Here is a 19,071-nt window from a genome sequence, read left to right as displayed (position 1 = left end):
CTGCCCGCTGATCCCGCTTACTGAACTTCAGGCGCGCCGGGTCCATCCCCAAAGCGACAGAATCTCTGTCGCCACATGCGCACCCGCCATTGCCGTTATCCCTGATGTATCGAATGGCGGGCTGACTTCAACCACATCGCCCCCCATCAGTTCGATCCCGGCGATATTTCGCAGGATCACGGCGATATAGGCGCTTGACGGTCCCCCCCAGACCGGCGTGCCCGTGCCCGGCGCGAAGGCTGGATCAAGACAGTCAATGTCGAAGGTGAGGTAGGTCGGGTAATCCTTGAGGATCTCGCGGATTTTCCGGGCCACGGCGTCAGGGCCGGAGCGGTGCATTTCGCGGGCGTCGATGATGTTGAAGCCCAGCGTGTCGGGATTGTCGGTGCGGATGCCCACCTGGACCGAGCGGCTCGGGTCGACCAGACCCAGCTTGACCGCCTTGTAGAGAAACGTACCGTGGTCGATGCGGTCCATGTCATCATCGACCCATGTGTCGGTATGGGCGTCGAACTGCAGCAAGGAGAGCGGCCCGTATTTCTCGGCGTAGGCTTCGAGGATCGGCAGGGTGATGGAGTGATCGCCCCCCAGCGTGACCGTGGCGGTGTCGGTCGCCAATATGCCAGCGATATGGTTTTTCAGCGTCTCGGGAAATTCCGATATCTTGGCATAGTCGAAGGCCAGATCGCCATAATCCGCAATCGCGAATTCCTCGAGCACGTTGTAGCCCCAGCCATAGGGCATGTCGTAGGGCTGCAGGGTGGATGCCTCGCGGATGGCACGGGGGCCAAAGCGGGTGCCGGTGCGGTGGGTCACCGCCTGATCGAAGGGCACACCGGTGACGGCGATGTCCACCTCGGACAGATCCTTTGTGTAGCGCCGCCGCAGGAAGGATGTGGCACCCGCAAAGGCGTTTTCGAAACTGGCGCCTTTCAGGTCGTCGCGGGTGAATGCGTGATCGATCTGGGTTTTCGCGTCTTCAAGCGCCATGGGTCACACTCCGTGCCGTGTTTCGATGAGGCGGGCAAAGAAGGACGCGCCGATGGGGGCGACGTCGTCGTTGAAATCGAACGCCGGGTGGTGGCAGGACGGGCCAACCCCCTGCCCAAGGAACAGGAACGCACCGGGGCGGGCTTCGAGCATGTACGAGAAATCCTCGGCCCCCATTTCGGGGCGCAGATCGGTGATGGTCCTGGCCTCTCCCACCACGTCCCTGGCGATGCGTCCGGCAAATTCGGCCTGCGCCTCGTGGTTCACGGTGGCCGGGTAGTTGCGCACGTAATCGACCTTGGCTGCGACGCCGTAGCTGGCGGCCTGCCCGTGGGCAATCTCGGCGATGCGGCGTTCCACCATGTCGCGCAGATCCGGATCAAAGCTGCGCACGGTGCCGGACATGGACACGGTTTCGGGCACGATGTTGGTCGCCGTGCCGCCCGAGATCATGGTCAGCGACACCACCAGCGGCAGGAGCGGGTCGGTGTTGCGCGACACGATGGTTTGCAGCGCCTGTCCGATGGCAAGCGCGCAGGGCATTGGATCCCTGCAGGACGATGGATATGCCGCGTGGCCACCCACGCCGCGCACGGTGATGTGAAAATCATCCACCGCCGCCATGATCGGCCCCGAACAGGTGCGCAGCTGGCCTTCCTCGGAAAACGGATCGGTGTGGATCGCGTAGACCTCCTGGATGCCGAAGCGGTCCATGATGCCCTCTTCGACCATCATGCGCCCGCCGCCCACGGTTTCCTCGGCGGGCTGGAAAATGAGCGCGACGGTGCCCTTGAACCTGCGGGTTTCGGCAAGGTAGCGCGCGGCCCCCAGCAACATCGTGGTGTGCCCGTCATGGCCGCAGGCATGCATCTTGCCCGGGATGGTAGAGGCCCAATCGGCCCCGGTGATCTCGTCCATCGGCAGGGCGTCCATGTCGGCGCGCAGGCCGGTGACCGGACCGTCCCCCTGCCCTCGGATCAACGCCACGACACCGGACTGCGCGATGCCTTCGTGGATCTCGTCGACCCCGAACTCTTTCAGGCGTTCAACGACAAACGCCGCCGTCTCAAAGCAATCAAGGCTCAGTTCCGGGTGCATGTGCAGATGCCGCCGCCATGTCTTCATGTCCTCGGCATAGTCGCCGATCCGGTTGATGATGGCCATGTCTGGACTCCCTCGGTCTGATGCCGCATCCCTGCATCTAATCCCGAAGCACGGAGGCCTGCAATGTCCGATGACCTGATCCATGATCCCAAGGGCGGGATGCCCCGGCTGCTTGAAATCATGCGTCGGCTGCGCGACCCAGAAACCGGCTGCCCCTGGGACATCGAACAGGATTTCGCGTCGATCGCGCCCTACACGATCGAGGAAGCCTACGAGGTTGCGGATGCCATCGAGCGCGAAGCCTGGGGCGAGTTGAAGGGCGAATTGGGCGATCTGCTGCTCCAGTCGGTCTACCACACCCAGATGGCCGAAGAGGCCGGGATGTTCAGCTTCGACGATGTGGCCAACGCCATCAGCGACAAGATGGTGGCGCGGCATCCGCATGTGTTCGGCGATGAAAGCCGAGAGAAATCCGCCGAACAACAGGTGCAGGACTGGGAACAGATCAAGGCGGCGGAACGCGCGGGCAAGGCCGAGACTGGCGTTCTGGCGGGTGTGGCAAAGGGGCTGCCCGCCCTGTCCCGCGCGATCAAGCTGCAGAACCGTGCGGCGCGCGTGGGGTTCGACTGGCCCACCACGGACGAGGTCTTGGACAAGATCGTCGAGGAGGCGCAGGAATTGCGCGAGGTTCAGGACGAGGCAGAGCGGTTCGAGGAATTCGGTGACCTGCTGTTCGTGATGGTCAATCTTGGCCGTCACATGGGGCTTGACCCCGAAGCGGCACTGCGCGCTGCCAATGCCAAGTTCACCCGCCGTTTTGAGAGTATCGAGGCCGCGCTGGCCGCACAGGGCAAGACTCCCGCCGACAGCGATCTGGCGGAAATGGACGCGCTTTGGGACGCCGCCAAGGCCGTGGAGAAGGCGCAAAAGAAAAACGCGCCCTGAAGCAGAGCGCGTTTAAAAATGCCGAAGTTCGAACCGCTTACTGCGCTTCGTTGATGAACTTCACCGCATCGCCGAAGGTCTGGATGGTTTCGGCCGCGTCATCCGGAATCTCGATGCCGAACTCTTCTTCGAAGGCCATGACCAGCTCGACGGTGTCGAGACTGTCGGCGCCGAGATCGTCGATGAACGACGCGTTCTCAACAACCTTGTCCTCTTCGACACCAAGGTGCTCGACAACAATTTTCTTAACGCGATCTGCGACGTCGCTCATGTTTTCTTCCTCACAGTTTCGTCGGCGCGGAGGCCGGGTTAGCCCGCGCCCGGGCGGAAATTATCGTACCCTTGCGGGCGGTGGTTTGCGCCCCGGTCGAACGCCGAAGACCGGAACGGCCCGAAATCGAAAGGGCAGGTCCAAAACCTGCGCCGCTATAGCACATGGAATCGGGATGGCAAACGCTTTCAACACAATCTCGTGCAGGGGAAAACCTTTGTGATATCAGGCATTTCTGCACCTGCACAATCAGCGTTTCCCCTGTGAAATCAGAGCATTGCCATCCCGCCATTGACGTGCAGCGTGGTGCCGGTGACATAGGCGGCCTCGGGGCTGGAGAGATAAAGAACTGCCGCCGCGATCTCTGAGGGGGTGCCCATGCGACCCGTGGGAATCTGTGTCAGGATCGCCGATTTCTGGTCATCGGTCAGCTTGTCGGTCATCGCGGTCTCGATGAAGCCGGGAGCGACCGTGTTGACGGTGATGCCACGGCTGGCGACCTCGTAGGCCAGGGATTTGGACATGCCGACCATGCCAGCCTTGGCGGCGGCATAGTTGCCCTGCCCCGGATTGCCGGTCGCTCCGACGACAGAGGAAATGTTGACGATGCGGCCCCAGCGCGCCTTCATCATGCCGCGCAGCACACCTTTGCAGAGCTTGAACGTGGCGGTCAGGTTCACGTCGATCACCGACTGCCATTCGTCGTCAGACATGCGCATGAAGAGGTTGTCGCGGGTGATCCCTGCATTGTTCACGAGGATATCGACGCTGCCCATGGCATCCACCGCCTGTTTCGGCAGGGCTGCCACGGCCTCGGGATCGCTGAGGTTGCAGGGCAGCACATGGGCGCGCTCGCCCAGATCAGCCGCCAGCGCCTCGAGCGGTTCGGTGCGGGTGCCGGAAAGGCCGACGGTGGCCCCGGCTGCGTGCAGGGCGCGGGCGATCTCGCCGCCGATGCCCCCCGAAGCGCCGGTCACCAGCGCGGTCTTGCCTGTCAGATCGAACATGTCGTGGTCCTTTTCATCATAATTTAATCTTCGCGCCCGAGAATCTTCGTACGAAGATTCTCAACGCCCGCCATAAAATTCTGGGGCGTGTCAGGTGTCCCGGATTGCCGCCTGCACATCGGCCGCCGTGCCCACGGCACGCGTCGCCGCCTCGCGCTCGATGCGACGCACCATGCCGATCAGCGCCTTGCCCGCACCGATTTCCCAGAACTCATCTGCACCCTGCCCGACCATCCACGTCACCGACTCGCGCCAGCGCACGGCCCCGGTGATCTGTTCGACAAGCAGCGCCCGGATCGTCTCGGGGTCGCTCACCGCTTCGGCCCGCACATTCGCCACAACCGGGACTGCAGGCGTGTTGATCGTCACCTGGCCCAACGCGTCGGCCATCGCCTCGGCCGCAGGGGCCATGAGCGCACAATGGAACGGTGCGCTGACCGGCAACAGAAGGGCGCGTTTGGCACCCGCCTCTTTCGCCAGATCGACGGCGCGTTCCACAGCCGCCTTGTGGCCGGAGACGACCACCTGCCCCGGATCGTTGTCATTGGCGGCGTCACAGACCTCGCCCTGTGCTGCCGCCTCGGCCACGGCGCGCACGTCCTCGAGCCCCAGACCCAGGATGGCCGCCATGGCCCCCACACCCACCGGAACCGCATCCTGCATGGCCGTTCCTCGTGCCCGCAAGAGCCGCGCCGCATCCGACACCGACAAAGCGCCCGCCGCCGTCAGCGCCGAATATTCGCCCAGCGAATGTCCGGCCACATAAGCCGCAGATGTGACACTCACGCCCTCCGCCTCGAGCGCGCGCATCGCGGCCAACGAGGTCGCCATCAGCGCCGGTTGTGCATTGGCCGTCAGGGTCAGCGCTTCGATCTCGCCCTCCCAGATCAGCGCGCTCAGCTTTTCACCGAGCGCGTCGTCCACCTCTTCGAACACCGCACGGGCCTCCGGGTAGGCGTCGGCCAGATCGCGGCCCATTCCGATGGTTTGCGCCCCTTGTCCGGGGAATAGAAAAGCTCGGCTCACGGCACCCTCCTGATGTGTTGGGCATGCCATTACAGCCCGTTCCGCAGCGACGCAACGTTGCTGCACTCTTTGTGTGCGTTGGCGAAGATTGCACCGCGCGTCCCAGACGATAGCTGTTCCGCACGTTATTCAGTCCGGAGCCGACCCTATGCCCGTCGCAAATACCACCGCCCAATATGGCGCTGTCGCCAAGACCTTTCACTGGTTGACCGCGCTTGGCATTCTTGCCGTGATCCCGCTGGGCATCATCGCCAATGACCTGCCCTACGACACGGCCGAGCAGCTGGCCGACAAGGCGTGGCTGTTCTCGCTGCACAAGACCATCGGCGTCACGTTGTTCTTCGTGGCGCTGGCCCGCATCCTCTGGGCGCTGAGCCAGCCAAAGCCCGCGCCCCTGCATCCCGATCGCCGGACCGAGACTCTGTTGGCCGAGATCGTGCACTGGTTGCTTTACGGATCGCTGGTGCTGGTGCCCTTGTCCGGCTGGATTCACCACGCCGCGACCGAAGGTTTTGCGCCGATCTGGTGGCCGTTTGGCCAGAACCTGCCGCTGGTGCCCGAAAGCCTTGCCGTCTCCGAGATCGCGGCGGGCATGCATATCGTGTTCGAGCGCGTGTTGATCCTGTCGCTGGCCCTGCACATCGCGGGGGCGATCAAACACGCGGTGATCGACGAGGACGACACGCTGGCACGCATGCTGCCGGGGCGCTGCGTGGGTCAGGCCCCTTTGGTCAAGCGACACGGCAAGCTGATGCCTCCGGTTCTGGCGGTCACGGTCTGGGCAGCGGCAATCGGCATCGGCAACATGCTGGGTGTCTTCCACGACGGGCAGGCCACCGCGGCCGAGGCCCCGGCGTTACAGGAGGTGGACAGCGACTGGGCGGTGACCGAAGGCAGCCTTGGCCTCACCGTGCGCCAGATGAGCTCGGAAGTGTCCGGCAGCTTTGCCGACTGGACCGCCGATATCAGCTTTGACGAAACCGTGTCCTCCGGGGTGGCCGGATCGGTCGATGTGGAGATCGCGATACAATCGCTCACGCTGGGATCGGTGACGCAGCAGGCGATGGGTCCGGATTACTTTGCCAGCACGCAATTCCCGACCGCCCGGTTCAGCGCCGACATCCTGACCACCGAGAAGGGCCATGTCGCAGACGGCACGCTGACCCTGCGCGGCGTCGAAGAACCGGTATCCCTGCCCTTCGATCTGACGCTCGACGGGGACACGGCGCGGGTGCAGGGCACAACGGTTCTGGATCGCCGCGCCTTCAATATCGGCGCAGGCATGACGGACCAGGGCCAGCTTGGCTTCGAGGTCAGCGTGACGGTGGACCTTGTGGCGACGCGCGGCGGCACGCCCGACAATTGAAATCCACACTCGTATGGACAACAAAAAAAACCCCGGGCGCTTTGCCCGGGGTTTTTCGTTTCTGCCGTAGGATCGGATTACGAACCGGCTTTCATCGCCTCGACCGAGATCTGAAGCTGCACTTCGTCGCTGACGAAGGGTGCAAAGGCGCCCACTTCGAAGTCGCTGCGCATCAGCGTTGTGGTGGCGTAGAACCCGGCCCAGGGCTTGCCCTCCATCGGGTGATCGCCCTGCTGGTTCAGCGTCGCGGCAAGGGTCACCGGCTTGGTGATGCCGTTCAGCGTCAGATCGCCGGTGATGTTGGCGGTGGTGTCGCCCGTCAGCTCGATCGCCGTCGAGGTGAAGGTGACCATCTCGTCCTCAGCCGCGCCGAAGAAATCGGCGGACATGAAATGCTCGAACCGGCCTTCCCAGCCAGTGAACATGGAGCGCACCGGGAAGGACACGGTCACGGTGGAGTTGGCGGGGTCCGCCTGGTCGAACTGGATGTCGCCCTCGAAACCCGAGAACATGCCCCAGGTCGTGGAATAGCCAAGGTGGTTGTAGGAGAAGAGGATCTGGCTGTGGCTGGAATCGAGCGTATAGGCTTCGGGTTCTGCCTGTGCCGCAAACGGCAGCGCGACAAGGGCGGCTGCGAGAAGTGTCTTTTTCATGTGTCAGTCCTCAATGGGAGTTGCGATGACAGACACATCGCTGCGGCGCGGCGCAGTCTCAATTCGTTTAAACTCAACAGAGTCTGTGTCGGAATGAACAGTCAGCGCCCGAAGAGGCACAATCCCGCAACTCCCATGACGATCACCGACAATCCAAGCCCCATGAGCCGGGCCTCGGGCAAGGCGCCCTGTACCGCGATCCAGATCCCCGGAACTGCGATCAGGCAGGCGATGCCGATGATGCGGCGGATCAGCTTGCCGACCGCACCGTGGGTCCGCACATAGTTTTCATCGTACTGCACCATCTTGTTTCTCCCCGACCGACGGACATCGGCCGTTTCACCGTTTACGCTATGGAAACAGTCTGTTTCGAAAATGTGTCTGGCGAAGGGCGCAACGTGGGCAAACCCGGACAAACGGTGCGGCGATCTGCAGGCAATTCGAACGGCGACCCGACGACGTGATCGGCAAAAAAGTGCGGATGCCCGGAACGCCAGATTGTAAACCGGCGACGAATGACCACTTGCAAGTCGTTCGCAAAACATTTCCGGAGACATATCAGAATGCCCCGTACCCGATCCGCCCTTGGACTTGCCACGGCCCTTTGTTTCAGCGCGTTTGCAAACCCCGGCTTTGCCAGTTCGCAAGACCGCCCTTTGACCGCCATTTCGGATGTGCAGCGCGGCACGATGGTGACAGTCGCCGGCACGGTTGATCGACTGTTGGACGAAGACGAATTCCGCCTGCGCGACGACACAGGAACGCTGCGGGTCTATGTCGGCCCGAATTGGGTGCCAGCGGACGTGGGCGAAGCCGTGACCGTGTTCGGCTACATGGACGACGCGCTTGTCCGCCCAGAGCTTTATGCCCGCGAAATCACCCGCGCCGATGGGACGATCATGACGCTGTCACACCGGTACGACTAAGGCCCTTGCATCCGTGCACTCTCCGGCATCGACCGGGGCTTGCACTGATGTGCATCGCGTGTATAAGGCGGCTTCCTTTCGCAGGACGATTTTTACCGCGCAGTCTCTCGTGGGCAGGAGCGAAAGGGTTCAGACCCTGTCCTTTGAAATGCGCCAGAACAGAAACGGAGTGCACATGCCGCTATACGAGCATGTTTTTATCTCGCGTCAGGATTTGTCCAGCGCGCAGGCTGAAGGCCTCATCGAACATTTCGGCACAGTTCTTTCGGACAACGGCGGCACGCTGGTTGATCACGAATACTGGGGCGTCAAGACGATGGCCTACAAGATCAACAAGAACCGCAAGGGCCACTACGCCTACCTGCGCACCGACGCCTCGTCGGAAGCCGTGCAGGAAATGGAGCGCCTGATGCGACTGCATGACGACGTGATGCGCATTCTCACCATCAAGGTGGACGCACATGAAGAGGGCCCTTCGGTCCAGATGCAGAAGCGCGACGACCGGGGCGACCGCGGAGATCGTGGCGACCGGGGTGATCGTGGAGACCGCGGCGACCGTGGAGATCGCGGTGATCGCGGTGACCGGGGCGATCGTGGCGAACGACGCGAACGTCGCAATTGATCGCCTGAAGAAAGGACGCTAATCCATGGCTACGAAACCATTTTTCCGCCGTCGCAAGGTGTGCCCCTTCTCGGGCGACAACGCACCCAAGATCGACTACAAAGACACCAAGCTCCTGCAGCGCTACATCTCTGAGCGCGGCAAGATCGTGCCGTCGCGCATCACGGCCGTGTCTCAAAAGAAACAGCGTGAACTGGCCCGCGCCATCAAGCGCGCCCGCTTTCTCGCCCTGCTGCCCTACGCAGTGAAGTAAGGAGACACGCACATGCAAGTCATTCTTCTGGAACGCGTGGCCAAGCTTGGCCAGATGGGCGACGTCGTCGACGTCAAGCCCGGCTTTGCGCGCAACTACCTGCTGCTGCAGGGCAAGGCGCTGACCGCCTCGAAAGAGAACATCGCGTCGTTCGAAACCCGGAAATCCCAGCTCGAAGCACAGAACCTGGAAACCAAGAAAGAGGCCGAAGCAATGGCCAACCGTCTTGGCGGCCAGCAGTTCCTCGTGATTCGTCAGGCGTCGGACGGCGGCAACCTCTACGGCTCCGTCACCACCCGTGACGCGGCTGATGTTGCAACTGCCGAAGGCTTCACGCTGGACCGCAAGCAGATCATCATCCGCAAGCCGATCAAGGTTCTTGGCCTGCATGACGTCGAGGTGCACCTGCACCCCGAAGTCATGGTGACCATCGAACTGAACGTCGCGCGTTCGCCCGAGGAAGCCGAACTTCAGGCCTCCGGCAAGTCCATTCAGGAACTCGCCGCCGAGGAAGAAGCACAGGCGGAATTCGAGATCCAGGAGCTGTTCGACGATATCGGCGCAGCCGGTCTCGACGACGATTCTGGCGATTACAGCCCGCAGAGCCGCGGCTCTGACGCTGACGACCAGGACGACGACAAGTAATCTCGTTCGGGTTTCAACCCAACGAGACAGAGGCCGCGCTTTCGGGTGCGGCCTTTTTCGTTGCGGCATGACCCCACCGGCGACGACGCGCTTGCCTTTGCAGCGGCATCCTGCTGTCTTGCTGGAATGTCCATCACACTGTCCCGAATAAATGTATCCGCCTACCGCGTGCCGGTCTCGTCACCGGTCGCCACGTCCTTTGGCGTCATGCACAACCGGCCTGCGGTCTTTGTGCGGGTCGAGGACAGTGATGGCACCTTCGGCTGGGGCGAGATCTTTGCCAACTGGCCCGCCGCCGGGGCCGAGCACCGCGCGCGCCTTTTGATCGAGGATATGGGTGATCTGCTGCTTGGCCGGTCTTTCGACAACACGCCCGATCTTTTTGCGACCCTGACGCGGCAGACCCATATCCGCGCCCTGCAATGCGGCGAATGGGGGCCGTTCCGACAGGTGATCGCCGGTCTTGACACCGCGATGACCGACTTGGAGGCGCGCCGCACCGGTCAGTCCGTGGCGCGTTTCCTTGCCCCCGATGCGCAGAGCAGCGTCCCCTGCTATGCCAGCGGCATCGCCATCGCTCAGGCCGACGACCAGATAGCGCTGAGCCGGGCTGCGGGATTTTCGGCGTTCAAGGTCAAGGTGGGCTTTGACATGGCCCGCGACACGCGGCTCTTGGCGGGTCTGTTCCAGACGCTCGCCCAGAATGAGACACTCTGCGCCGATGCCAATCAGGCCTGGAGCCTGGCCGAGGCGCAGTCCTTTGTGACAACCTGCGCCGACCTGCCTTTGGGCTGGCTGGAAGAACCGCTGCCCGCCGATGCGGCACCCGGCGATTGGCGCGACTTGGCCGACCACTCTGTGATTCCGCTTGCGGGGGGCGAGAACATCACCGGGACAGACGGTTTCGCCGATGCGATCGGAACAGGCGTGTTCGGCGTCCTGCAACCCGATATTGCCAAATGGGGCGGACTCAGCGGCTGCTGGACAGTGGCGCAAGCGATCCGCGAGGCGGGGCTGCGCTATTGCCCGCATTTCCTGGGAGGCGGGATCGGCCTCATTGCGTCGGCGCATCTGCTGGCCGCGGCGGGGGGCGATGGCCTGCTAGAGGTCGATGTGAACCCCAATCCGCTGCGCGATGCGTTCGATCCGTGGCGCGGTGCCGAGGATCGGGGCACCTTCCCGATCCCTGACAGCCCGGGCCTTGGCATCACGACCCTGCCCGAGGAGATCGCGCCGTACGTCACCTATTCGGCAGAGCTGCACCTTTAGGGGCGGCTACTCTACATACCCGCAAAGAAAAAGGCCGCCCGAATGGATGGCCTTTCTCTTGTCTGTACCCGGATGGGTTTATTCGTCGTCAAGCGCCTCGACGGCCTTTTCAAGATCGTCCTTGGACACTTCCTTTTCGGTCACGGTCGCCTGTTCGGCGATGTGATCGACGACCTTGTCCTCGAAGATCGGCGCGCGCAGCTGTTGCTGCATCTGCTGGTTCTGGCGGACGAAATCAAAGAACGCACGTTCCTGGCCCGGATACTGGCGCGCCTGGTTCATGATCGCCTGGGTCATCTCGGCATCGGTCACTGTGACCTCTGCCTTCTGGCCCAGCTCGGCCAGCAACAGGCCCAGCTTCACGCGGCGCTCTGCGAGCTTGGTGTGCTCTTCGGTCGGGGTGATCTCGGGGTGGTCGTGACCCTGCACCTCCGGGTTTTCCTCGTGCCACAGCTGATGCGCGATCTGGTTGGCCTCGGCCTCGACCAGTGAGGGTGGCAGGTCGACCGACACCTTCTCGTCCAACTGGTCCAGCAGCGCGCGCTTCATGACCTGACGGGCGGCACCGGCATATTCGACTTCCAGACGCTCGGCGATCTGCGCCTTCAGCGCAGCCAGATCCTCGGCACCGAACTTGGTGGCCAATTCGTCATTGATCTCGGCTGCAACGGGCTCCTTGACGGCCTTCACGGTGCATTCGAACACCGCGTCCTTGCCGGCCAGGTTTTCCGCGCCGTATTCCTCGGGGAATTTGACCTCGACGTTCTTTTCGTCATCGACCTTGACGCCGACAAGCTGGTCCTCGAAGCCGGGAATGAACGATCCCGAGCCCAGCACCAGCGGGTAGTCTTCGGCAGCGCCACCGTCGAACGGTTCGCCATCGACCTTGCCAAGGAAGTCGATCACGACCTGATCGCCCTCTTTCGACTTGGAGCCTTTCTTGCGGTCCTTGAATTCCTGCGCGGTCTCGGCAAGATTCTTGAGCGCCTCGTCAACCTCGGTGTCACCCGCCTTGACCACCAGCTTTTCGAGCGTCACCGACGACAGATCGACCTCGGGCATCTCGGGCAGCTTTTCGTAGGACATGTCGACCTGGATGTCGTCGCCTTCTTTCCAGTCGTCATTGGTCATCTTGACCTCGGGCTGGAGCGCCGGACGGTCGCCGGTGTCTTCGAAGTGCTGCGCCATCGCGCCGTCGATGGTTTCCTGCATGGCTTCGCCCAGCAGGCGCTGGCCAAACTGCTTTTTCAAAAGCGGCATCGGCACCTTGCCTTTGCGGAAGCCCTTCATCTCGATGTCGGGCTGCGCTTCCTTGAGCTTTTCATTGACCTTGGCATCCAGCTCGTCCGCCGTGACGGTGATCGCGTAGCTGCGCTTGAGGCCTTCATTGAGGGTTTCGGTGACCTGCATGTCGTCCTTATCCATTGCATAGGGGCCGCGGAGGCGTCCGCGGCGGTCAAAATCCACCGCCTCTTAGTGGGGCCTTCAGGCCGGTGCAAGCGGAAATACAGCCGCGCGATCAGGCATCCGCAGGAAGCTGCGCCTCGCCGTCGCCCTGATGCCGACGGGCCGCTTTTGCAGCCTCGGCAATGACACAAAACCCGGTGACATCCGCACCCCGATCCTGCCGCAGAACCACGTCCACGATCGTGACCGGGCCAAACCCCGCCACCTTTAGCAAGTCGCTGACATAGGCGCGCCCGTGGGCAAAACGACGGGTCTCGCGCAGCGTCACATCGCGTCCTTCGGCCTGTTCGACGGTAAAGATCAACGTGCCGCCAGGGGATAGGCTGGCCGCGCACCAGCCGATGATCCGTTCCAGCGCACCAAGGTAGTTGAACACGTCCGACGCGACGATCAGCCCATATTGCGCGTTACCGATCGGAAGCTCCTGGATATCGCCCTTGTCGAGCCGGTCATAGAGCCCCTTGGCCTGCGCTTCGGCCAGCATCGCCTGCGACAGGTCGATCCCGGTCAGATGTCCGCAATGAGGCCGCAGCACGGGTCCGATCAGCCCGGTGCCGCATCCGAGATCGAGCGCATGGGCAACCGGCAGGCCCGTGGTGCGCTCCAGCGCCTCGGCGATGATCTGCGGTCCCTGGTAATCCAGACCTTCGAGCAGCGACGCCTCAAAGCGGGGCGCGTATTGATCGAACAGCCGTTCGACAAAGGCGGGTGGCATCGTGTCGCTCAGGGGCTGATCACGCAGCAGGTCACGGCGCAGCCCCGCCCCGAAGGGATCGTCGGGCTGTACCTCGACCGCCCGGCCCCAAGCCTGCGCAGCACCCGGCAGATCGCCTGCGCGTTCAAGATATTCCCCAAGACGAAACCACCCCGCGCCCCATTTGGGCACAATCTCCAACGCCCCGCGCAACACGTCCACCGCCGCATCGAGATCCTCCAGATGCGCCAGCGTCTCGGCGAATTCGGCACGCCTGTCGGCATGCAGATCGCCGGATGCAAACAGATTTGCCACCATTCCCGTCTGTCCAAAAGGCCCGCTCATTTGTCTGCAGCAGCAGACCACGCGACAGGCGACACGCCGCACCGGTTTGCCGGTGCGTGACAGCGCGTTAGCGCCCTGCAGGCCTGTCTGTCAACGGAATTGAGGCTCCTCGGGGCTGGCCGGATCAACGAGACCCGCGCTTCGGCGATGAGGGGGTGCGGGTAAAGCGCTCCTGATCAGTGTGCCAGCATGTTGACTGGCATCCCACCATTCTGCCACATCGACCATGGGCTTGGGCTCAGGGTAGCGCCCTTGACGAAATCAGCGAAGACCCTCACCGAAAATTGCCGAAATTACTGTCCATTGGGTTAGGTGACGGCGATTGGGCACTGGCCATATGGCCAGCTGTCGCAGGTCTGCTGGATGCGGCACCACACGGCGTTAACTGTGCCTTGGGAGGGCATATGACCATTCGCCGTCTTGCTGCCTCAGTTGCGGCTTCACTTTTTCTTGGCTTCGCGTCGCCTGCCAGTGCGAGCGACACGATCCTCGCTGTCACCGGCAATGTGACCGGCGCCGAGATCAACCTGTCGCTGGCACAGATCGAGGCCATGGGCAGCGCCAGCATCGTGACAACCACTCCCTGGCATGATGGCCAGACGACCTTCGAGGGCGTTCCCATGGCGCGCTTCCTCGAAGCCGTAGGAGCGCAGGGCACGACGGCCTATGTTCAGGCCCTGAACAACTACAATATGGACATTCCCCTGTCGGACCTGATCGACTTCGATGCGATCTTGGCCTTCAAGACGAACGGCGACTACATGAGCATCGCCGACAAGGGGCCTCTGTTCATCGTTTTCCCATACGACGACATGGAGGAAGCCCGCAACGCGCTCTTCTACTCCCGTTCCGTCTGGCAAATCCACACCATCGGGATCGAATGAACACTGGAAGCGACATCGCGTCGTGAAGCACCTTGAGAGCTTTCGGTGGTTCGCCGTGACCACAGGCATCCTCTTGTTCGTTGGGGCGTTGGCCTTTTCCCATTCAGTCGGGGTTTCGCAAGCCGCCCTCGACCGGGTGACGCAATACGATTGGGCGACATCAGCCTTCCAGGGCCGTAGCGAAGCTGCCGAGATGGAACTGCGCGTCACACAGCTTGCGTTGTCGGACGACCAACCCAGCCTCGAGGCCGCTATCTTATGGCACCAGATTCTGCTGAGCCGGATCAGGAGCTGGGGCAACAGCGACTTCGGCCAGTTCATCGGCGAGGAACCGCGCCTCGTGGGCCAATACGCCACGCTTGTGGCGGATATGGACAGCCTTGGCAAAACGCTGCTGTACCTGCGCGATGCGCGCCCAGCGGCAGAGGTGCTTGACCGAGCTGGCGCCATAGCTGGCGCCGTCGAACAGGCTGGCGCGATAAGGGATGCTTTCGACCGGGTGGGCCTGCGCGCCTTGGCGCACAACCTCACTGCGATGACACAGGCGAGGGACGATTTGCGCACCAAGCAGACCACCCAGAAAGTGCTTAACGGTTTCCTATTCGCGACCGGGTTGATCCTTTTGCTGGTCACGATCTGGCAAAATCGCTCTCTGGTGCGGGGCAACGCTGCCATCGCGGGTGCCGCCAGACAACTTGCGGAAAGCGAGGCGGAACTCTCAACAGTGCTGGCCATCACGACAGACAGCGTGTTGACCATGGATACGGATTGCCGGGTTACCTATGCAAACCAGAACGCCATCAATTTCTTTTTCTCTGGTCGAGAGTTTCTTGGCATTTCTTTTTGGGAACTGCTTCCGGATTTGGTGGGTGGCAAATTCGATACTCTCTTTCGCAGAGTGATTGAGCGACAGGCCCCGGAGAAAACCGATCTGTATTGTGCAAAACTGGGCAGCTGGCTCGAAGTTCATGCTCATCCAGTGCCCGAAAAGCTGACGATCTTTTTTCGGGACGTTACCGAGGAGCGCCGCGTCGAGGAACGGTTTCGTCATGTGGCGCAAGCCTCGAGCGATTTCATTTTCGATCGCGATCTCGCCACTGACAAGACCTGGGTCAACAACGCTTCCTTCTGGCTTCCTGACTACCCGCCCGGGAACCATGAAGTCCCATGCACAGCATGGGTTGAAAGCGTTCATCCCGATGACCGCAATCAAATCTTTGGCCGGATCGAGCAAGCGATCCGGTGCGGTCACGATTCCTGGGAGGTCGAGTATCGGCTTCGCAGGCCCGATGGCGCATATGTCCCTGTGCGTGAACGGGGGAGCATTCTGCGCAATGACAATGGCGAGCCTGTTCGAGCGATCGGGAACATCATCGATCTGTCCCAGCAGAAGGCTCTCGAGGCTCAGCTGCGCCAGTCGCAGCGGCTCGATGCGGTGGGTCAGCTAACCGGTGGGATCGCGCATGATTTCAACAACCTTCTTACCGTGATCCTCGGCAATGCCGAAATACTGACCGACACGCTGCCTGCCGACCAACCAAGCGCGACCATGGCCGGGCAGATCATCATCGCCTCGGAACGCGCCGCAGAGTTGACACAGCGCCTGCTTGCCTTCGCGCGCAAACAGCCACTCTTGCCCGGCGTCTTCGACGCGAATGAAATCGTCAAAGGCATGCAAATGCTGGTCGAACGCTCGATAACCCCTGCGATCACGCTGGAGCTGGAGTTGGCTGGGAACCTTGGCGCGGTGCATATCGATCGGCCGATGTTCGAAAGCGCGCTGCTCAATCTTTGCGTGAATGCGCGCCATGCGATGCCCGAAGGCGGCCTTCTCCACATCGCGACCAGCACGGTTTCATTGCCCCGGTCAACCACTCCCGATGAGCCTGAGCCCGGCGAATACGTGCGCGTGGTTGTCTCGGACACCGGTGAAGGGATGGATGGCGAAACGCTGGCTCGGGTCTTCGAGCCTTACTTCACCACAAAGCCTGTCGGCGCAGGAAGCGGGTTGGGCCTCAGCATGGTCCATGGTTTCGTTCACCAGTCCGGTGGACAAGTTCGCATTCAAAGTGCCGTGGGCATGGGCACCACGGTCGAGTTGCTGCTGCCGAGTCATGCCTGGCCGGTCAAGGACCACGTCGAGCCAGAGATCGAGCCCGCAGTCCGGAAATCCGCAACACGCGGGCGCATTCTTGTGGTCGATGATGAGGACCAGGTGCGGGAGTATCTCAGCATGATCGTCAAGTCCCTGGGATACGAGGTCGAGGCCGAGCCCCGAGCCACAAGGGCCCTTGCCCGGCTCCGCGCCGGCGAACCGTTCGACCTTCTGATCTCCGACGTGGTCATGCCAGGCATGGTCAGCGGTCGGCAACTGGCCGAAATGATGATCGAGGAACGCCCGGGCCTTCCAGTGTTGCTGGTTTCCGGCCATGCTGAAGTGTTCGTCGCGCCTGACGAACAGCTCGACCCGCGCATCGGCTTTCTGCGCAAGCCCTTTCGCAAGAATGAACTGGTGCAAAAATTGGCTGAAATGCTGCCTGCTGTCATCCTTGAACCCGCTTCGAAGTGAACAGGCGCCTGAGCGGCTGATTGTGTACGGGATGTATGACGCCAATATGTCCTCCAAAGCGAAAACTTGAAGGAATTTCAGTAGGTTGTCTGGAAAGTATGGTGCGGGTGAAGGGACTCGAACCCCCACGCCAAAGGCGCCAGAACCTAAATCTGGTGCGTCTACCAATTCCGCCACACCCGCATTGCGCTGGTCAGTAGCAAAGCTGCTGCGGCGATGCGAGCAGAATTTTCGCCCGAGAATGCCCGGCGCCCAAGAATCTTCGTACGCAGATTCTTAGCGTTCGAGGGTCAAGAAAACCTCTGGAAGCATGTCGGGGAGGTCCTCGGCGATCAGGCCGGGGCCGAACTGACGGGCGGCCTCGCAATGCAGCCAGACCGCCGCTTCGACGACACAAAAGAGATCGGGCGCGGTTTCGGGGGCGGCGAGTCCGGCAATCAGACCGGCCAGCACATCCCCTGCCCCGGCCGTGGCCAGCCAGGGCACCGCGCGGTCACCGGTGGCGGAGTGCACGCTGGCACCGCCGCCGGGCGCTGCGATCACCGTGTCCTCGCCCTTGAGCAGGACGATGCACCCGGCGCGGTCGGCCGCCTGCCGCACCACGTCGATCTTTGAAAGGTCACCGCGTTCGGACTGGGCGAGGTCGGGAAAGAGCCGCGCAAACTCCCCCTCGTGCGGGGTCAGGACAGTCCGGGCATGGCACAGGTTGAACAGGGCCGCCGGGTCCTCTTGATAGGAGGTCAGCGCATCGGCATCGAGCACCACGGCGGCGGGTCGATCGGCGCGGGGGCCCCTGTCATGGCTCAGCGCGGCCTCTACCATGGCGCGGGTCTGCGGCCCGACGCCCATGCCCGGCCCCAGACAAAACGCGCTGACACGATCATCGGCGATGTCGCGGAACGCATCGGCATCCGCGCAGGCGCGCAGCATCACCGCATCGAGATGACAGGCGTTTTCCAGCACCGCATCCGGCGGGCAAAGGACCGTGACCAGCCCTGCCCCGGATCGCAAGGCCGTGCGCGCGGCCATTCGTGCAGCCCCCCCACGCCCCGACCCGCCGGCGAGCACCATCACGTGACCGTACTCATACTTGTGCCCCTGCCCGCGCATTTTGACGATCATGGCACCCGGCCAGATGCGCAGAGGCAGGGCAGTCCCGGCAAAATCCGGCGCGATCAGGCGCGCGCGTTCGGCATCAGGCGCGGTGCCGATCATGGCACGCTCGGTCGCGTCGCGTCCGGTCAGACCGATGTCCACCACCTGCAAGTCCCCACACAGCGTCGGCCCAAGACCCAGCTTGTGCCCGGCCTTCAGGCTATGGAAAGACACGGTCAGATGGGTCGAATTGACCCCTGGCATCGTGCCGTCGCCCGATGTCGGGATCATCCCCGTGTCAAGGTTCAGACCTGACGGACAGTCGATTGCCAAGCGGTGGATCGCGTGGCCGCGTTTCCAGGTGCCCATCGTCCGAACCTCCAGCACCGAGGCAAGGTCCGCAGGCAAAGGCCGCGTCAGCCCCGTCCCGAAGACGGCATCGACAAACAGATCGGGCCGCGCGCAGCTCTTGACCGCCTTTGGCTCGAAAGGCGCCACCTGCCCCATGGCCGCCCAGAGGTCATGGTTGGTCTTTGCGTCGGGCGGAAGCTTGGCCGTGTCACCAAACAGAAAGACATCCACATCCCAGCCGCGATCCGCGAGGCGGCGCGCGATGACAAAGCCGTCGCCATTGTTGCCCGGTCCGCACAGGACCATCGCGCGATGCGCGCCTTGCGCCAGCTTGGGCCATTTGGCGAACGCGGCCTCGACTGCGCCGCGCCCGGCGCGCTCCATCAATTGAAGGCCGGTGACCGCGCCCGACTCGATTTCGTCTCGTTCAATGCCCCCCATCTGGGCGGAAGTGAGCAACTCGGTCACGTCTGATCCTCTTCACGTTTCATTTATGCGCGTTTTTTGTGCATGTTGCACATTTTTTGGGCGACGCTTTTCAATCCAGCCGCCGTCCTGCCTGACATTTACCCTAGCCGATTGTGGCCCT

The 19,071-nt window shown here is 62.5% G+C and carries 19 protein-coding genes and 1 tRNA gene; 9 read left to right on the top strand and 11 right to left on the bottom strand.

Annotated features, from left to right (window positions below):
* Positions 1-27: 27 nt before the first annotated feature.
* Complete coding sequence (gene speB / locus IEV82_RS09060; RefSeq protein WP_188481689.1) at positions 28-990, bottom strand: agmatinase; 963 nt, start codon at positions 988-990, stop codon at positions 28-30.
* Between the two features lie 3 nt (positions 991-993).
* Entirely contained in the window at positions 994-2,154 is a 1,161-nt protein-coding gene (locus IEV82_RS09055; protein ID WP_188481688.1) for a M20 aminoacylase family protein, read from the bottom strand.
* Between the two features lie 63 nt (positions 2,155-2,217).
* On the opposite strand from IEV82_RS09055, the gene mazG reads away from it, so the two are divergent.
* On the top strand, positions 2,218-3,039 hold the full coding sequence (mazG, locus tag IEV82_RS09050) for a nucleoside triphosphate pyrophosphohydrolase (RefSeq protein WP_188481687.1): 822 nt from the start codon (positions 2,218-2,220) through the stop codon (positions 3,037-3,039).
* Between the two features lie 37 nt (positions 3,040-3,076).
* On the opposite strand, the gene IEV82_RS09045 is transcribed toward mazG, so the two are convergent.
* The 3 genes from IEV82_RS09045 to fabD all read right to left on the bottom strand — a co-directional run bounded on the left by IEV82_RS09045 (position 3,077) and on the right by fabD (position 5,343).
* The gene (locus tag IEV82_RS09045) at positions 3,077-3,310 is read right to left on the bottom strand and encodes an acyl carrier protein (RefSeq protein ID WP_085631956.1); all 234 of its coding nucleotides are present in this window, start codon (positions 3,308-3,310) and stop codon (positions 3,077-3,079) included.
* A 269-nt stretch (positions 3,311-3,579) separates the two neighbouring features.
* A complete protein-coding gene (gene fabG, locus IEV82_RS09040; protein ID WP_188481686.1) occupies positions 3,580-4,317 on the bottom strand; it encodes a 3-oxoacyl-ACP reductase FabG in 738 nt (245 codons plus the stop codon).
* Between the two features lie 90 nt (positions 4,318-4,407).
* On the bottom strand, positions 4,408-5,343 hold the full coding sequence (gene fabD / locus IEV82_RS09035; protein WP_188481685.1) for an ACP S-malonyltransferase: 936 nt from the start codon (positions 5,341-5,343) through the stop codon (positions 4,408-4,410).
* A 148-nt stretch (positions 5,344-5,491) separates the two neighbouring features.
* Between fabD and IEV82_RS09030 the strand changes: the two genes are divergently transcribed.
* Positions 5,492-6,709: a cytochrome b/b6 domain-containing protein gene (locus IEV82_RS09030; RefSeq protein ID WP_188481684.1), complete on the top strand. Its 1,218-nt coding sequence runs from the start codon at positions 5,492-5,494 to the stop codon at positions 6,707-6,709.
* A 77-nt stretch (positions 6,710-6,786) separates the two neighbouring features.
* Here IEV82_RS09030 and IEV82_RS09025 read toward each other — a convergent pair whose 3' ends face one another.
* Entirely contained in the window at positions 6,787-7,362 is a 576-nt protein-coding gene (locus IEV82_RS09025) for a YceI family protein (RefSeq protein ID WP_188481683.1), read from the bottom strand.
* 101 nt (positions 7,363-7,463) lie between these two features.
* On the bottom strand, positions 7,464-7,667 hold the full coding sequence (locus tag IEV82_RS09020; protein WP_188481682.1) for a hypothetical protein: 204 nt from the start codon (positions 7,665-7,667) through the stop codon (positions 7,464-7,466).
* 258 nt (positions 7,668-7,925) lie between these two features.
* Here IEV82_RS09020 and IEV82_RS09015 point away from each other — a divergent pair, with 258 nt between their 5' ends.
* The 5 genes from IEV82_RS09015 (at position 7,926) to IEV82_RS08995 (ending at position 11,077) form a co-directional block, all read left to right on the top strand.
* Positions 7,926-8,288 carry a hypothetical protein gene (locus IEV82_RS09015; RefSeq protein WP_188481681.1) on the top strand — a complete coding sequence of 121 codons (363 nt, stop codon included), beginning with the start codon at positions 7,926-7,928 and terminating at the stop codon, positions 8,286-8,288.
* Positions 8,289-8,463: 175 nt separating this feature from the next.
* On the top strand, positions 8,464-8,910 hold the full coding sequence (rpsF, locus tag IEV82_RS09010; protein ID WP_188481680.1) for a 30S ribosomal protein S6: 447 nt from the start codon (positions 8,464-8,466) through the stop codon (positions 8,908-8,910).
* 25 nt (positions 8,911-8,935) lie between these two features.
* A complete protein-coding gene (gene rpsR / locus IEV82_RS09005; protein ID WP_188481679.1) occupies positions 8,936-9,163 on the top strand; it encodes a 30S ribosomal protein S18 in 228 nt (75 codons plus the stop codon).
* A 12-nt stretch (positions 9,164-9,175) separates the two neighbouring features.
* The gene (gene rplI, locus IEV82_RS09000) at positions 9,176-9,808 is read left to right on the top strand and encodes a 50S ribosomal protein L9 (RefSeq protein ID WP_188481678.1); all 633 of its coding nucleotides are present in this window, start codon (positions 9,176-9,178) and stop codon (positions 9,806-9,808) included.
* A gap of 126 nt (positions 9,809-9,934) precedes the next feature.
* Positions 9,935-11,077: a mandelate racemase/muconate lactonizing enzyme family protein gene (locus IEV82_RS08995; protein WP_188481677.1), complete on the top strand. Its 1,143-nt coding sequence runs from the start codon at positions 9,935-9,937 to the stop codon at positions 11,075-11,077.
* Positions 11,078-11,155: 78 nt separating this feature from the next.
* Here the strand turns inward: IEV82_RS08995 and tig are convergent, their stop codons facing one another.
* Positions 11,156-12,487, bottom strand: coding sequence for a trigger factor (tig, locus tag IEV82_RS08990; RefSeq protein WP_188481856.1), 1,332 nt, complete (start codon positions 12,485-12,487; stop codon positions 11,156-11,158).
* A 109-nt stretch (positions 12,488-12,596) separates the two neighbouring features.
* A complete protein-coding gene (locus IEV82_RS08985; protein WP_188481676.1) occupies positions 12,597-13,556 on the bottom strand; it encodes a class I SAM-dependent DNA methyltransferase in 960 nt (319 codons plus the stop codon).
* Positions 13,557-13,987: 431 nt separating this feature from the next.
* Between IEV82_RS08985 and IEV82_RS08980 the strand changes: the two genes are divergently transcribed.
* Both IEV82_RS08980 and IEV82_RS08975 read left to right on the top strand, forming a co-directional pair.
* A complete protein-coding gene (locus IEV82_RS08980; RefSeq protein WP_188481675.1) occupies positions 13,988-14,467 on the top strand; it encodes a putative pterin-binding protein in 480 nt (159 codons plus the stop codon).
* Positions 14,468-14,522: 55 nt separating this feature from the next.
* The gene (locus tag IEV82_RS08975) at positions 14,523-17,036 is read left to right on the top strand and encodes a hybrid sensor histidine kinase/response regulator (RefSeq protein WP_188481674.1); all 2,514 of its coding nucleotides are present in this window, start codon (positions 14,523-14,525) and stop codon (positions 17,034-17,036) included.
* Between the two features lie 99 nt (positions 17,037-17,135).
* Here IEV82_RS08975 and IEV82_RS08970 read toward each other — a convergent pair.
* Together IEV82_RS08970 and IEV82_RS08965 are read right to left on the bottom strand one after the other, a co-directional pair.
* Positions 17,136-17,219, bottom strand: a tRNA-Leu gene (locus IEV82_RS08970).
* A gap of 93 nt (positions 17,220-17,312) precedes the next feature.
* Positions 17,313-18,950 (bottom strand): NAD(P)H-hydrate dehydratase, encoded by a 1,638-nt coding sequence (locus tag IEV82_RS08965; RefSeq protein ID WP_188481673.1) that lies wholly within the window; start codon positions 18,948-18,950, stop codon positions 17,313-17,315.
* Positions 18,951-19,071 lie beyond the last annotated feature (121 nt).

It is taken from the genome of Marivita lacus, from assembly GCF_014637725.1.
Classification (GTDB): domain Bacteria; phylum Pseudomonadota; class Alphaproteobacteria; order Rhodobacterales; family Rhodobacteraceae; genus Marivita; species Marivita lacus.
The sequence above is the reverse complement of the archived record's forward strand: the minus strand, read 5'-3'. Positions and strand labels throughout refer to the sequence as shown.